Source organism: Halobacillus halophilus DSM 2266 (assembly GCF_000284515.1).
GTDB lineage: Bacteria > Bacillota > Bacilli > Bacillales > Halobacillaceae > Halobacillus > Halobacillus halophilus.
The window spans coordinates 3,429,149-3,443,869 of sequence record NC_017668.1 but is presented as its reverse complement, the minus strand read 5'-3'; the positions used below and the strand labels follow the sequence as shown (position 1 = coordinate 3,443,869).

Sequence of the window (14,721 nt, the reverse complement as noted above, 5' to 3'; positions counted from 1 at the left end):
ATCGTAAGGTTATGGAATCTATTATTTTTCTGGTAAACTAATTAAATTGTAATCTAGTTTTGTCGTAGCAGGAGGTTGAAAAATGACGATATTCTTCCAGGTTGTTCTTCCTGTCATTCTCGTATTTTTCGCAGGATACGCCTTGCAAAAAATCTTACATTTAGAAATTAAATCGATATCTACTGTCACCCTATATATCATGCTTCCTTGCCTAGTATTCAAAACCTTTTATGAAGCAGAATTTAATCAGAGTTATTTAATGATGGTCATCTTTTCTGTTTTATTATTATTCTCCATTTTGGCTTTGAACAAAATAGCTGCCAAGGTATTCAGCTTTGATACCCCTACGGAAAGTGGATTGATTCTTTCCACCGCGTTTATGAATGCGGGGAATTACGGAGCTCCTATTGTCCTGTTCGCTTTTGGTGATGCCGGCTTCGTGTATTCCGTGTCGTTTATGGTTCTCCAGCAGATCGTCATGAATTTCTTCGGGGTCTATTATGCGGCAAAAGGCGGGGCTGGCATTGGGATGGCTCTTAAAACCGTCCTCAAAATGCCTCCGACGCATGCTGTCTGGATTGCGCTGCTATTTAAGTATGCATCGATCCCGGTCTCGGATAATCTCATGTCCAGCATCCAGCTGGTGGGGGACGCGACGATTCCTTCCATTATGATTCTTCTTGGTATGCAGCTTGCGAACATAACCGTTAAAAATTTAGACTGGAGTAAAATTTCGTATGCGGCTGTGCTGAGGTTAGCTGGTTCTCCGCTGATCGCCTGGGCATTAACGGTCATTTTGCCTATGAATGACATGATGGCGAGCGTACTTATCGTTTCAGCAGCTATGCCGTCAGCAGCCACGACGACGATGTATGCTGTACAGTTTGATTCAAAGCCCGAGCTCGTTTCAAGCATTACGTTAATCACAACACTGCTAAGTGTAGTTACCATTCCAATTACTCTCACAATATTAACGTAAAAAAAGTCCTGCCAGTGCTGGCGGGACTTTTTGTTTATGTTTCTTCTTTATTCGCGTTCTTTCTGGATTTAACGTACAAATATAAATTTGTAAAAACCAAGGCTACCGATATAACCGTCGCAAAAGAGGAAAGTTCCACCAGGTCGGTGAAAGTCCCAACGAGCAAATAGCCGACAAAGAACAAGGCAAACAATAGATAAGACACAGGTCTCTTCCTTTCTTCAAAAACGTCTCCTTCAGTATAACATTAGATAAACGTTTGAAGAAAACAGCCCGGGATTATCGAGGTGGTTTTAGAGATGAGGGTACATAAAAAAGCGATAGACCGTAAACTCATTCCCTTGTTCCATCGTATAAGATTGAATCGCAAGTGAAGAATACGTCGTTCCATCGTCCATTTCAAAAGATAAATACATGACGTATTCTTTGTTTTCCATAAGCGGCAAGGGATAAGGGTTCACAATTTCGACAATCCACTCATAAGCAAGCTCTTCAAAAAAGGCATGCATGAAGGTAGTGGGGGTCCCATCCAGCCAGATGTGAACAAGAGGATATAAAGATCGTGGCGAATTCAAAAATAACGCCTCCGTAAGTATCATTTAACTATTCAATTGCCTAATTCGGTAAAACATAAACATAGGAATGCATTAGAAAGAAAGTTCAAATTCATAAAGATTCAGAGTGAAAAATCAATTTTCGACCTCGATTTTTGTTAAAAATTAAAAAACTTTGCAAAAAAATGACACCAAAATCTAATTATCTCTCGATTATAAGTGTGAAATTAAAAATCGAAAGCGGGTGCCATCTATGATAAAGAATCATGATTTTGCAGAAGTAGTGGAGGAATATAAACGATTAATCTATTACCATATTAGAAAACTGAATATTATCGACCGGAACGGTGACTTTTTCGCGGAGGGGCTTTATGCCTTGTGGCAGGCCCACGATACATATGACGAGAATGCGGGTACACTCAGTTCTTATATCAATTGGAAGATTCACAATGCACTGATCGATAAAATAAGAAAAGATAATCGGACGGTAGAAGCTGAAGAACGGTTTCAGGATCATGTAATCCATATGCAGCTCTATCAAGTGGAGGATGTCGTGCTGGATCCGTATCTATGGAAAAGTATTCGAGCGCTGCTTACCGATAATCAGTGGAAATGGATCTATTACTCGATTATCCATGATTTCTCTGTTGATCAAATTGCTGCCAGGGAGGGAGTGACCAGAGACGCGGTTAAGAACTGGGGAAGGCATGCCAGGAAGAGACTGGAGAACAGTTCAATATTCAATAGAAAAGCCCTGGAGAAATACTCCAGGGCCTAACGGAAGATTATTTTTCTATGGTAATATTGATTTTACTTAATCCTAATGCCTTCGCTGCTTTAATCATTTTAGCAGCTTCCTGCTCGGCATCCTGAATGTGTACGTCATTCCGAGAGATACTTAATGCTGTCCCGCCAGACATCATTGTCGGTGTCTCTTCGGTTTCCTCCGTAATAGGAAGGACGATGTTCTCCTTCTCTTCACTGTCCTGCTGGTTATGCATGCGGTTTACTCGTCCGCGTATTTTGCGGCCGTGATAGACCACACTAGCATAAGGGCAGCCAGTCTCAGCGGAGATTTCGCGATAGTTTTTATCCGTTTCACCGATTAATCGCTTTACTTCACTCAGGTCGTAATCATATTGTTTGCTTCTCTTCGCCATGTAAAAATCCCCTTTTTTCTAATCTACAAATATATTGTATACAAAAATATCGATATTTAATAGTGTGAAATATTAATTAATGTTTTTAATAGTGGATGATATAGTAAACTATTAGTATAGAAAGGTACAAATGATAACAGGAAGTGTAATGATATGTTTAAAAATGCCATTTATCAACTATTGCCGATTATAATTATGATTATATTATTTATTTTTTCTTCTCAGCCTTATGAAGAACAAAATATCAAACCAGCGATGAATCAATGGATTCCAATTGAATGGCTGAGGCCTCTTGCAGAGCTAATTCACATAACTTACCACGGGCAAGAGGTAAGTGTGGAAGCTCAAGGGATCGATGGGGTTATTGAATTTTTCATCCGGAAGTCCGCTCATTTCGGCATGTTCTTTTTGCTTATGGTAACTTTATGGAACGCCCTCCACCAAAGATGGCGTCTTTCGTTTGGCAAGGAACTTCTGTACGCGCTTGTTATAACCGTCGGCTATGCTGCGTTTGATGAATTTCACCAGTCCCTCACTCCGAACCGGACTCCATACATAGGAGATGTGATGATCGATACAGCCGGAGCACTGACAGGTGTAGTCCTACTATCTATCTTCTATAAAAAATTTCGATAAATCTCTGTGATAGCAAACATAAGCTCCTATTACTTGAATACTCAGTTTCGAGAGAGTTGAGGTCCTTTGCAAACAATAGATGAGGGTGGCTACGGAAACAACTCGCTTTCCTGCGGCCCTACAAGACGTAGGGTCGATCGACGTTGTCACAGGACGTGGCGACTTTAGTCGATCCTCCTTTTTACCAGGAGCTTCCTTGCTCGTTTCACTCCCTGCGGGATCTCACCTAGTTCCTTCTCCCACAGGAGTCTCATCATTTCCCCACCAACCCAACTATAATTTTGCAAACGGACCCTTCCAGAAGAGGAAAGTTCTCATCCTTAATCTGTATTAAATGGTGTTATGACAGGTTATTGCGCATCGTTACATCTTAAAAACAGGTACAAAACCACATGGTCTAATTCCTCATAACGCAGGTGATGTTTGAAGTGATTTCGAGCTTTTGATTTGTCAAGGTCCGGAGGGGGACGATGAAGACTCCTATGGGATGAACATGATCGGTAAGATCCCGGAAGGCGAAGCCTGAGGAAGCTTACCACTTGCCCATGGAAAGCGAATCGTCCCCCGCAGGACCTTCAGCACAACCCAATATCTCGAAATCGAGTCTTCCACAATCCGGCCCGTTTGTTTAATAGATCTCTTATAAAAATCCACAAGCACTCCTTAACCTAATTTAACAAACACAGAAGATCCCGGTGATTTAACCATCACCGGGATCTTTTACTTAGCTTGTCGGCTTGGAAGACTTGGAGAAGTCACTTCCAATCCGTGACTATCTACTTGTAAAGCTTCCACCTGATAGGCGGGAAGTTCTTTCTGCAGAAGAACAAGTTTATCTTCACTTAATTGTTCAAATAAAGCAATCATGGTTGGGCCGGCGCCGCTAATATACATGCCGGCAGCATTCAGTTCCTTCACTTTGACGGCTATCGCATCAAAATCAGGAATTAACTCTTTCCGGTACGGCTGGTGCCACTGATCTTTCATCATCATTTTCCCAGCCAGTTCCCAGTTTTGTTCAGCCAGGGCTGCAACGAGTACATTAGCTGTACCACTGGCGTGAACGCCCTGCTTGTAACTGATTTCCTGAGGCAGCAGGCTGCGTGCTTTTTCCGTTTCCAGGTGGAAATCCGGAACGATCGCAAGCCAGGTTAGGTCATCGAGTCCTTTGGTGAACTGGACAAAATCTAAATGGTCTCCATCATAGCTTGATACCATAATTCCTCCGTAAATGGCCGGGGCGACATTATCCGGGTGGCCTTCAATGGCGCAGGCAAGCTGTAATTTTTCATAGCGGCTAAGCTCAAGATTTAGAAGCTGATTCGCAAGTTCAATTCCTCCAACAACGGCTGTAGAGGAACTGCCAAGACCACGGGCAACGGGAACATCATTGATCAACTCCACATGGTGCGGTGGCAGTTCTTCATATCCGTAAGCCGTTGCCGTATAGATGGCGGTCATATAAATTAAATTATCTTTTCCGGATGGTATATGGGGCTGATCCTCCTCAGGCACGCCGAACGACCACTTATCGGCAGGCTGACACTCTAGCGTCACATATTTGGAAAGAGCAATGCCGACGGAGTCAAATCCTGGTCCTAGATTAGCGGAAGTTGCGGGTACCCGGATTTGAAATGTACTCATGAGCGAACTCCTGAGATGGCCTCGGCAAACTGGTCGATATCATTTTCAATGACCGTGGGTTTAACCGGACTTGTATCAATCGCGGCCGCTGGATCCTTCAGCCCGTTTCCGGTGAGAACGTGAACGACTTTTGATCCTTGTGGTATTTCGCCGCTCTTTACTTTCTTAAGCATGCCTGCAATCGACGCACATGAAGCAGGTTCAGCAAATACTCCTTCTTTTTGAGCCAGAAGCTGATACGCTTCTACAATTTCGTCATCCGTTACTTCGTCAATTAAGCCGCCGGATTCTTCTTTAACCTGAATCGCTTTTTCCCAGCTTGCAGGATTTCCAATTCGAATGGCAGTGGCAAGCGTTTCTGGATCTTCAATAACCTGATTCCGGACAATGGCTGCTGCACCGCTTGCTTGAAAGCCCATCATCCTCGGAAGCTGATGGCCGTATTTTTCGTTATACACCTGGAAGCCGCGCCAATAGGCGGTAATATTGCCTGCGTTTCCAATCGGGATCGATAATACATCAGGGGCTTCACCTAAGGCGTCGCACACTTCAAATGCCCCGGTTTTCTGTCCCTCAATCCGATAAGGATTCAAAGAGTTTACGAGCGTGACCGGTTCCTTTTCAGCGATTTCTCTTACCATCTTCAACGCCTGATCAAAATTGCCTTTAATGGAAAAGATTTCAGCACCGTACATGACGGCCTGGGCGAGTTTACCCTGGGCGATTTTGCCATCAGGGATGACCACAATGCAACGGAGGCCGGCGCGGGCGGCAAAGGCTGCCGCAGAGGCCGACGTATTGCCGGTTGATGCGCAGATGACAGCTTTCGAGCCTTCTTCAATTGCTTTAGCCATCGCCATGACCATTCCGCGGTCCTTAAACGAACCGGTCGGATTGGCGCCTTCGATTTTTACATATCCTTCAATTCCATACTCCTTCGAAATCGTCGGTATGGACAAAAGAGGAGTATTGCCTTCCTGTAAAGACAGATTCGGTGTCTGATCGGTTACGGGAAGAAATTCACGATAATGGTGAAGCAATCCTTGCCACATCTTAGCTGCCCCCTTCTACTCGGAAAATACTTTCAACACTTTTCACGGAATGATGCTGTTCAATTTCCTTCATAGCCTGGGAAAAGTCTTCTTCACTAACTTGATGGGTGACCATCATAAGCTCACGCTCTCCATCTTCTTCATAGGAACGCTGGATGATTTGATCGAACGAAATATTGTACTGAGCGAAAATTTTCGTTATTTCCATTAACATGCCTGTTTGATCGAGTACGTGCAGACGGATATATTTCTTTGTCATTTGCTGGTCCTTCGGCATGACTTGCTTAGGGAATTGAGGCTGCACGTAAGCTGTACCTGTTGTACCTAATCGGATATTTTTTAATACAGCTATTAAATCGGATACGACGGCTGTGGCAGTTGGAAGCTTTCCGGCTCCAGGACCATAGAACATGGTTTCTCCTACGGCATCACCGTACACATATACCGCATTAAATTCATCGTTTACGGATGAAAGTGGGTGAGTTGCGGGGAGGAAGGTTGGTTCTACGCTTACAGATACACCATTTACATCATTTTCAGCAATGCCGATTAATTTAATTCGATAGCCAAGTTCTTCAGCGTATTGAATGTCGGAAAGAGATAAGCCGCGGATCCCTTTGACTTCTACATCTTCCAGATTAAACGGCATGGAGAATCCTAAGATGGAAAGAATGGTCATTTTCCGTGCTGCATCAAGACCATCAACATCGGCTGTAGGATCGGCTTCGGCAAAGCCAAGATCTTGCGCTTCCTTTAATATACTGTCAAAGTCAGCTCCGTCTTGAGACATTTTCGTCATGATATAGTTTGTTGTTCCATTAACAATTCCCATCATTTTTGTGATGCGGTCAGAGGATAAGCCGTCCATAATGGAGCGGATAATCGGTACACCTGCAGCTACACTGGCTTCATAATAGAGATCACTGCCGCTTTCCTGACAGGCGGCGAAAAGCTCGGCTCCGTGCTGGGCGATTAAATCCTTGTTGGCCGTCACCACATGTTTCCCGTGCTGAATCGCTTCTAATAATATGGTTAGCGTGTGATCGATTCCACCCATCACCTCTACTACTACATCGATTTCTGGATCGCGGGTGATATCTTCGTATCGATCGGTCAGGTTCGTGGAGTCATCAGGAAGCTCTCGAGGTTTCTCGACATTATTGACCAGTACGGACTTAATCGTTACTTCGCACCCCGTTCTGTGCTGAATACGCTCCTTATGGTCATGGAGAATCTCAATCACTCCACTTCCTACAGTCCCTAAACCTAATAACCCTACGGTAATGGTATTTTTCATCGTTCACACTCCTTGTCCACTTGAAATATACATTATTCTTTATATAAAGGACATTGTAACGGAAAGGGAAGGCGAGTACAAGAGCGAATTCTCAGACGATTCAAATTTTTATAAAAGATAGGAAATCTACATATTTATTAAAACTTTACAATAGATGTGTTTTGCTATTTTTATTAGTTAAAAGTGAATAAAAGAGGATAATTAATAGGAAAAATTCTATAATTATTAAATTTAATTAATTATTCGACATAAAACGACAAAAATGAAACTATTGTATTAATTTTTAGTATCTTGACTTATTTTGACAAATAAAATATAAATAATTGTACCTACAAAAATAAAAAGGGGGAAGGGCAGCAATGATGGACAGTTTATATTCCGGTCCGCTTCCTGATTCATTAAGGAAGTATGATGCCGTCATCGATCAAATCATCAGAGAGATGGGAGTGGAAGGGAAGATGGAAGAATTTAAGGATGAAGGGAAGCAGGCGGTGTATAAAGCAGAAACAGCCTTTTACTCCATTATAACGGATATGAATAAGGATACGTATATGTACCGTACAATCCGCCAGCGTTTTCTTGAGCTTCTTGGCAGCTGAGAGTGGATTACATATCGTGAAGGACTCTGGAACTGTATGAATTCCAGGGTCTTTTTTTGTAGAAATGTTTTCGGGTATCGGGATGGTGGAACTGAAATCTTTTACCAAAAGCTAGACAATGTCCAATTTTTTCAATACGATATGATGTGAAAAGGATTCCATGGAGGATGAAACCTATGACAACAATCAATGACATCGCAAAAAGGGCCAACGTTTCCCGGACGACCGTTTCAAGAGCTTTAAACAATAGTGGGTACGTAAGTGAAGAAGCCCGAAAAAGAATTATGAAAATTGTTGAAGAAACCGGCTATATGCCTAATCAATCAGCGAAATCGCTCCGGACAAAGCGTTCAGGCGTCATCGGAGTTATTCTGCCGCGTCTAAGCACGGAAACATCCACTCGTGTAGTGAATGGGATTAATGAAGTGCTAGCTAAAGAAGGCTTTCAAATCCTGTTGACGGATACAGAACTGGACAGGAAAAAAGAGATTGAATATATTCGCTTACTGAAAAGCAGACACGTGGATGGAATTATCCTGCTTGCGACTAATGTGAATGATGAACTGATTCAAACAATTCGTAACGTGGATCTTCCATTCCTTGCGATCGGGCAGGACCTTCCTGAAGTAACGTCGCTTGTTTATGATGATTACCACGCATCTGCTGATTTAACGAATATGCTCATTCATAAAGGGCATCATAAAATTGCTTTCATTGGGGTGAGCCGGGACGACCCTTCCGTTGGGATTAGGCGAGAACAGGCTTTTCGCGATGTAATGGAGAGGGAAGGCGGAGAGATCAACGAACACTGGATGGGAACAGGGGATTTTTCGATTGATTCCGGTTATGAAGAGATGAAAAAGATTTTACGAGCAAGCGGTAAGAACAGGCCAAGTGCGGTATATGCTGTTACGGACAGAATGGCTATCGGGGCTATGGAATACTTAAAGGAACAAGGTTACCGGATTCCTGAAGACATGGCTGTCGTCGGAATAGGAGCTTCCAGTTTGTCTCAATATGTAAGCCCTTCCCTGACTACGATCGATTATTTTAACAAGAAAGCGGGACAGCAGGCAGCTGAACTATTACTGGCCAAATTAAAAAATGAAAAAGTAGATCAGAAATTTGAACTAACGTATAGACTAATTTTACGAGATAGTGTATAGTTCTAATTGAAAACGCAATCATGTAATCGTTCACACATTTTAGGAACACAATTTATTCCTTATAGAAATTCGAAACTCGACGCACTTATTCGAAGAAATTATTGAATGTTTTATATTTTTTTATGAAATGTGTGATCGATTACATGCCAAAGCTAATACAAGAAAGGGGTTTTCATAATGGCCGAGAATTCTCAAATCGCAAAAGACGTCATTGAGGCTGCTGGCGGCGAAGGAAATATCGCTTCTGTAGCTCACTGTGCCACCCGCCTTCGGATTATGCTGCACGACAAAGAGAAAGCCGATATTTCTGCAATTGAAGAGATCGACAAAGTAAAAGGTGCCTTTTACAACTCTGGACAGCTGCAAGTTATCTTCGGCACTGGTACGGTTAACCGGATTTACGAAGAAGTGACGAAGCTGAACGTTGAAGGAACAACAAAGTCAGATATGAAAGAAGACACGAAGAATCAGGGGAACTTTTTACAGCGCTGGATCCGTACATTTGGTGATGTGTTTGTTCCGATCATACCCGTACTTGTTGCTACCGGGCTGTTCATGGGTCTGCGCGGACTTGTCACTCAGCCGCAGGTTTTACAATTATTTGGACTGGCACCTGAAGATATCTCAGAGAACTTTCTTCTATATACTCAGATTCTGACGGATACCGCTTTTATATTCCTGCCGGCACTGGTCGCCTGGTCCACTTTTAAAGTGTTTGGCGGCAGTCCATTGCTCGGGATTGTCATTGGATTGATGCTCGTATCACCTGCGCTTCCGAACGCCTGGGATATCGGTTCCGGAGAAGTTGAACCAATTATGTTCTTTGGCTTTATCCCTGTCGTTGGTTATCAGGCGTCTGTGCTTCCTGCCTTTTTCACGGGTATATTAGGGGCAAAGCTTGAGAAAGCTTTGCGGAAGAAAATACCAGAATCTCTGGATTTAATCCTGACCCCGTTCTTAGTACTATTAATCATGATTACGGGAGCATTGTTTATCATTGGGCCAATTTTCCACGTTGTAGAAAATGGCATTTTCGCTGCTACACGTGTGGTGCTGGACCTTCCATTAGGTATCAGCGGCTTGATTATCGGTGGTTTGCACCAGGTGATCGTTATTACCGGAGTGCACCACATCTTCAACTTACTTGAAATTCAATTGCTTGAACGTTTAGGAGAGAACCCGTTCAACCCACTAATTTCAGCAGGTATCGCGGCTCAAGGTGCAGCAGCACTGGCAGTTGGTTTGAAATCAAAAGAGAAGAAAATGAAAGCTTTAGCTCTTCCGTCTTCACTTTCAGCATTTCTAGGCATTACAGAACCTGCGATTTTCGGTGTTAACCTTCGTTATGTGAAGCCATTTGTTATGGGTCTTATTGGTGGAGCGGCTGGCGGTTTCTTCGCTTCTCTTATGGGACTCGCTGGTACCGGAATGGCGATCACCGTAATTCCTGGTATGCTTCTATACTTGGATGGCTTGTTCCCATTTGCCAATTACATTATCGCAAACGGTATCGCTATTGGAGTAGCTTTCGGTCTTACATGGGCCTTCGGTTACGAAGACGGCATGCTCGACAAAGACAAATAATAACCATTTATTCCAATTCTTTCTACCTCAGGTCCTCCAGTAATTACCAGGATCTGCTAGAGGATATGGAAATAACTAGAGGACCAGGTCAAACAGTATTTTCCAGTTTGGCCTGGTCTGTTTTTGTCTTTTTGTGGCAGGTAATGTGGTATAATAAGGGGTAATCATAAGAGAAAGAGGTGAGTTGCTCATGTATAGGGAACCTATCTTCTTACAGCCTGAATTCAAAGAACGGATTTGGGGCGGTACGGGCCTTAAAGAAATTTTTCAGTACGAAATTCCTTCCGATCAGACAGGAGAAGCCTGGTGCATTTCCGGCCATACGAATGGTCCAAACACCATTCAGAACGGACCATTGGCAGGACATACGCTGGCGGAAGCGTGGAAGGAACACCGTGAGCTGTTCGCCCATGAAGAGGGAGAAGAATTTCCATTGTTAGTCAAGATTCTGGATTCTGCGAAGGACTTATCTGTTCAAGTCCACCCGGATGATACATATGCGCGCGAAATGGAAGGAAAGAATTACGGGAAAACAGAATGCTGGTATGTGATCGATGCCGAAGAAGGCTCTGAAATTATTTTTGGTCATCATGCCTCGAATAAAAAGGAATTACAGGATTTGGTGGAGAATGAAGAATGGGAGAGGCTGCTTAGGCGGATTCCTGTTCAGCCTGGGGATTTCTTTTATGTACCAAGTGGAACGATCCACGCGATTGGCGCTGGCATTCAGATTCTTGAAACCCAGCAGAGTTCGGATATCACGTACCGCGTCTACGACTATGATCGCATCGGAAACGATGGAGAGAAGCGGGAACTGCACCTGGATAAGTCACTGGAAGTGATAACGGTTCCACATAGAGATCCCCACATTGATCGATCAGATGCAGTTCAGGCAGACCTCAGGCAGGAAACCTTGATAGAAGAAGCGTATTTTTCTGTTTTTCATTGGCAATTGGAAGGGGGAAGCGGGGAGCTGAAGCCCAATCCTTATTTGTTAGTAAGCGCTCTCCAGGGAAATGGAGAAGTCAGGATTGACCAGGAGACCTATTCGTTTTCAAAAGGGGATCATTTTATTATCCCTGCTACGGTAGGTACATTCGAATTGAAAGGAAACGCTTCTTTGATCGTCTCCCGTTCCAATAAGTCATAATCATTATAAAAATACAAGAGGAGTGATGGATGGATGTGGAAAAATGAGTACAATCGCTGGAAAGAATTTAAAGAGATGGACGAACAATTATCGTCGCAATTAAAAGAGATTGAAGATGACGAACAGTCTTTAGAAGACGCCTTTTATAAGAACCTCGAGTTTGGTACCGGCGGAATGCGCGGTAAGCTTGGCCCCGGTACGAACCGGATGAACATCTATACGATCAGAAGAGCTGCCGAAGGACTCGCTACGTATGTGAATGATCAGGGACTCTCGAACCGCGGCGTAGCTATTGCTTATGACTCCCGTTATATGTCCAAAGAATTTGCAGTGGAAACCGCCCGCGTACTCGGCTACCACGGTATTCCTTCATATGTATTCACTTCCTTACGCCCGACGCCGGAGCTTTCGTTCGCTGTGCGTCACTTAAAGACCGCTGCAGGAGTGGTGGTCACAGCCAGCCATAACCCGCCAGAGTACAATGGGTTCAAAGCCTATAACGAGGACGGCGGCCAGCTTCCTCCTCTTCAGGCTGAATCCATGATCGGGTTTGTTAATAAAGTAGAAAACGAACTGAATGTAGATGCAGCCGATCAGAAGCAGCTGGAAGATGACGGACTGCTCAACTGGATCGATGAAAAAATAGATGCCGCCTATTTGGAGCAGCTTAAATCCGTAACGATTCAGCCGGATATTAAAAAAGATATCTCTCTTGTGTTTACGCCTCTTCATGGAACGGCACGGGACCTTGTACAAAAAGGGCTGGAGCAGAGTGGATTTTCTTCCGTAGGTATTGTAGAAGAGCAGGCGCAGCCGGATCCTGAATTCTCGACTGTTGCTTCCCCGAATCCGGAAGAGCATCAGGCATTTGCTATGGCGATTGAACAAGGAAAAGCAGTAGGCGCTGACTTACTGCTTGCAACCGACCCTGATGCAGACCGCATGGGAGCGGCTGTACCGGATAAAAACGGAGAATATCAGGTGTTAACCGGAAACCAGACTGGTGCTCTTATGCTTGATTATATTTTGGAGCATTCTCCTGATGTACCCGACAATGGACTCCTGATTAAGACGATTGTGACCTCTGAATTCGGCCGGGTGATCGCGGATGCTCATAATATCGGCACGCTTGATACACTGACAGGCTTTAAATTTATTGGTGAAAAAATTAAAGAGTACGAACAGAGCGGAGAATATGAGTTCATGTTCGGATATGAAGAGAGTTATGGTTATTTAGTTAAACCATTTGCACGTGATAAAGACGCCGTACAGGCGGCGATTCTTATCGCAGAAGTCGGTGCTTATTATAAGAATCAGGGCAAAACACTGCTTGATGCCCTGGAAGAGCTTTATCAGAAGCACGGGTACTTCCTGGAAGATCTTCAGTCCGTGAAGCTTGAAGGAAAATCAGGAGCGGATAAAATCAAGACGATTATGGAAGACTTCCGTGACGCAGGCATTACAGAAGCAGGCGGTAAGAAAGTAGTAGCCGTTGAGGATTATTCTACAATGACTCGTTATTATGTAGAGGGAGGCGCTACCGAGGAGATTGAACTTCCGACTTCGAATGTGCTGAAGTTTATTTTAGAAGACGACTGCTGGTTCTGTTTACGTCCGTCTGGCACAGAGCCGAAAATTAAATTTTATTATGGAGCCAAATCCGGTTCCCGAAAAGATAGCGAGAAGATCCTTGAAGCATTAAAAGCAACCGTCAATGACCGTTTGCATGCTTTGATTTAACGAAGAGTCCCAGCTTTCCATATGGAAAGCTGGGACTTTTTTAATTTGTTCTTAAAGGAACGGAAGATGTAAGTAGAATAGCTGTGATTCCCAACATGAAAGGGAGAAGATTATGAAAATATTTAAAATTCAACCTTGGATTCAAGATAAAAGACTTTCAATTTGTTGACAAATCAGCGATAATAGAATAAAATACTGAAAATTCAGATTAAATTAAAGGGGTGGGCACTGTGTTAAATATTAAAATGCTGAAACCGTATTACGTGAAGGAAGATAAGCGCTTTATCCGAGTTGTGCTAGCCTACCAGTACTTTTCATTATTTATCGACAATGAACTCTACCAATTCGTTCCTATGGAATCCAGAGAAATCATCATTGACCGTCAACGTAAGCGCGTTCATAATGTATTCGATATTTTCGTATTTCAACGCGGTAAAAATATAGTATATGTATCGGTAGCCGATCTACTACAGCTGCCAGACTTTCTACAACACCTTCATTCCATTGTCGCACCTTACTATGAAAAGGAAGAGGTAGAACTTACAAAACCGGAAGAAAATGAAACGAACGAAGTGATTCTGGAGCTCGAAAAGAATAACCTAAGGCGTTTGATCGATCAGGCAATTGATTCGGAGGACCGAGATACCTTCCGGGTACTGACGACTACATGGAACCGTATGTATTCTTAAAAATAAGATAAACAAAAGCCGATATGATGCAGTCATATCGGCTTTTGTTTATTTAAATACTTTAAATTACAAAATCCTACATTCTTTTATTAGGAATATTCTAAAATTAAATGTTTATATTTAAAAAATAGTTAAATATGTTCAAAATCAGTTGCAAAAAATCAGTTATAATAATAATACATTTCCAGATGAAGGAAGATTCTTTGATAGATAAAAAAATGAAGAATCTTTAAACAGAAACCTAGAGGATTTTGGGGAGGTTTAGAGAGATGAGAACGTTGCCGAGTGTGAGTAAATTAGATGAGGATTGGGTACATTTATTAAAGCAGGCAAAGGCCATGGGGCTGACGATTAAAGAAGTGAGAAATTATATTAAAGGTTCCTCCGATAAGAGAAAGTCATTTGAATAGAGGCATCTCCTAATCATTTAGGGGTGCTATTTTTTTTGGTTCAGGTATAATAGTAAAAAAG

At 42.9% G+C, this 14,721-nt stretch carries 17 protein-coding genes; 10 read left to right on the top strand and 7 right to left on the bottom strand.

Annotated features, from left to right (window positions below):
• The first annotated feature begins 82 nt into the window (after nt 1-82).
• The gene (locus HBHAL_RS16985; protein WP_014644734.1) at nt 83-979 is read left to right on the top strand and encodes an AEC family transporter; all 897 of its coding nucleotides are present in this window, start codon (nt 83-85) and stop codon (nt 977-979) included.
• A 34-nt stretch (nt 980-1,013) separates the two neighbouring features.
• On the opposite strand, the gene HBHAL_RS21765 is transcribed toward HBHAL_RS16985, so the two are convergent.
• The gene (locus HBHAL_RS21765; protein WP_014644732.1) at nt 1,014-1,184 is read right to left on the bottom strand and encodes a hypothetical protein; all 171 of its coding nucleotides are present in this window, start codon (nt 1,182-1,184) and stop codon (nt 1,014-1,016) included.
• Between the two features lie 88 nt (nt 1,185-1,272).
• Entirely contained in the window at nt 1,273-1,554 is a 282-nt protein-coding gene (locus HBHAL_RS16980) for a hypothetical protein (RefSeq protein WP_014644731.1), read from the bottom strand.
• 232 nt (nt 1,555-1,786) lie between these two features.
• Here HBHAL_RS16980 and HBHAL_RS16975 point away from each other — a divergent pair, with 232 nt between their 5' ends.
• Nucleotides 1,787-2,311 (top strand): sigma-70 family RNA polymerase sigma factor, encoded by a 525-nt coding sequence (locus HBHAL_RS16975; RefSeq protein WP_014644730.1) that lies wholly within the window; start codon nt 1,787-1,789, stop codon nt 2,309-2,311.
• 7 nt (nt 2,312-2,318) lie between these two features.
• On the opposite strand, the gene HBHAL_RS16970 is transcribed toward HBHAL_RS16975, so the two are convergent.
• On the bottom strand, nt 2,319-2,693 hold the full coding sequence (locus HBHAL_RS16970) for a hypothetical protein (protein WP_014644729.1): 375 nt from the start codon (nt 2,691-2,693) through the stop codon (nt 2,319-2,321).
• A 153-nt stretch (nt 2,694-2,846) separates the two neighbouring features.
• Between HBHAL_RS16970 and HBHAL_RS16965 the strand changes: the two genes are divergently transcribed.
• Nucleotides 2,847-3,329, top strand: a complete 483-nt coding sequence (locus HBHAL_RS16965) for a VanZ family protein (RefSeq protein WP_014644728.1) — start codon at nt 2,847-2,849, stop codon at nt 3,327-3,329.
• A 480-nt stretch (nt 3,330-3,809) separates the two neighbouring features.
• On the opposite strand, the gene HBHAL_RS21615 is transcribed toward HBHAL_RS16965, so the two are convergent.
• The 4 genes from HBHAL_RS21615 to HBHAL_RS16950 all read right to left on the bottom strand — a co-directional run bounded on the left by HBHAL_RS21615 (nt 3,810) and on the right by HBHAL_RS16950 (nt 7,322).
• Complete coding sequence (locus HBHAL_RS21615; protein ID WP_014644727.1) at nt 3,810-3,983, bottom strand: hypothetical protein; 174 nt, start codon at nt 3,981-3,983, stop codon at nt 3,810-3,812.
• 66 nt (nt 3,984-4,049) lie between these two features.
• Entirely contained in the window at nt 4,050-4,973 is a 924-nt protein-coding gene (thrB, locus tag HBHAL_RS16960; RefSeq protein WP_014644726.1) for a homoserine kinase, read from the bottom strand.
• Complete coding sequence (gene thrC / locus HBHAL_RS16955; protein WP_014644725.1) at nt 4,970-6,025, bottom strand: threonine synthase; 1,056 nt, start codon at nt 6,023-6,025, stop codon at nt 4,970-4,972. Before thrC ends, thrB begins: the two co-directional genes overlap by 4 nt.
• 1 nt (nt 6,026) lies before the next feature.
• Nucleotides 6,027-7,322 carry a homoserine dehydrogenase gene (locus HBHAL_RS16950; RefSeq protein WP_014644724.1) on the bottom strand — a complete coding sequence of 432 codons (1,296 nt, stop codon included), beginning with the start codon at nt 7,320-7,322 and terminating at the stop codon, nt 6,027-6,029.
• A 359-nt stretch (nt 7,323-7,681) separates the two neighbouring features.
• Here HBHAL_RS16950 and HBHAL_RS16945 point away from each other — a divergent pair, with 359 nt between their 5' ends.
• From HBHAL_RS16945 to HBHAL_RS20990, 7 genes are all read left to right on the top strand, one after another.
• Nucleotides 7,682-7,921: a hypothetical protein gene (locus HBHAL_RS16945; RefSeq protein ID WP_014644723.1), complete on the top strand. Its 240-nt coding sequence runs from the start codon at nt 7,682-7,684 to the stop codon at nt 7,919-7,921.
• A 176-nt stretch (nt 7,922-8,097) separates the two neighbouring features.
• Nucleotides 8,098-9,087, top strand: a complete 990-nt coding sequence (locus HBHAL_RS16940) for a LacI family DNA-binding transcriptional regulator (RefSeq protein WP_014644722.1) — start codon at nt 8,098-8,100, stop codon at nt 9,085-9,087.
• Between the two features lie 177 nt (nt 9,088-9,264).
• A complete protein-coding gene (locus tag HBHAL_RS16935) occupies nt 9,265-10,671 on the top strand; it encodes a sucrose-specific PTS transporter subunit IIBC (RefSeq protein WP_014644721.1) in 1,407 nt (468 codons plus the stop codon).
• Between the two features lie 190 nt (nt 10,672-10,861).
• Nucleotides 10,862-11,821 (top strand): mannose-6-phosphate isomerase, class I, encoded by a 960-nt coding sequence (gene manA, locus HBHAL_RS16930; protein WP_014644720.1) that lies wholly within the window; start codon nt 10,862-10,864, stop codon nt 11,819-11,821.
• Between the two features lie 33 nt (nt 11,822-11,854).
• A complete protein-coding gene (locus HBHAL_RS16925) occupies nt 11,855-13,561 on the top strand; it encodes a phospho-sugar mutase (RefSeq protein WP_014644719.1) in 1,707 nt (568 codons plus the stop codon).
• Nucleotides 13,562-13,791: 230 nt separating this feature from the next.
• Nucleotides 13,792-14,250, top strand: a complete 459-nt coding sequence (locus HBHAL_RS16920; protein ID WP_014644718.1) for an IDEAL domain-containing protein — start codon at nt 13,792-13,794, stop codon at nt 14,248-14,250.
• Nucleotides 14,251-14,519: 269 nt separating this feature from the next.
• Nucleotides 14,520-14,660, top strand: a complete 141-nt coding sequence (locus HBHAL_RS20990) for an anti-repressor SinI family protein (RefSeq protein ID WP_087946107.1) — start codon at nt 14,520-14,522, stop codon at nt 14,658-14,660.
• Nucleotides 14,661-14,721: the final 61 nt, after the last annotated feature.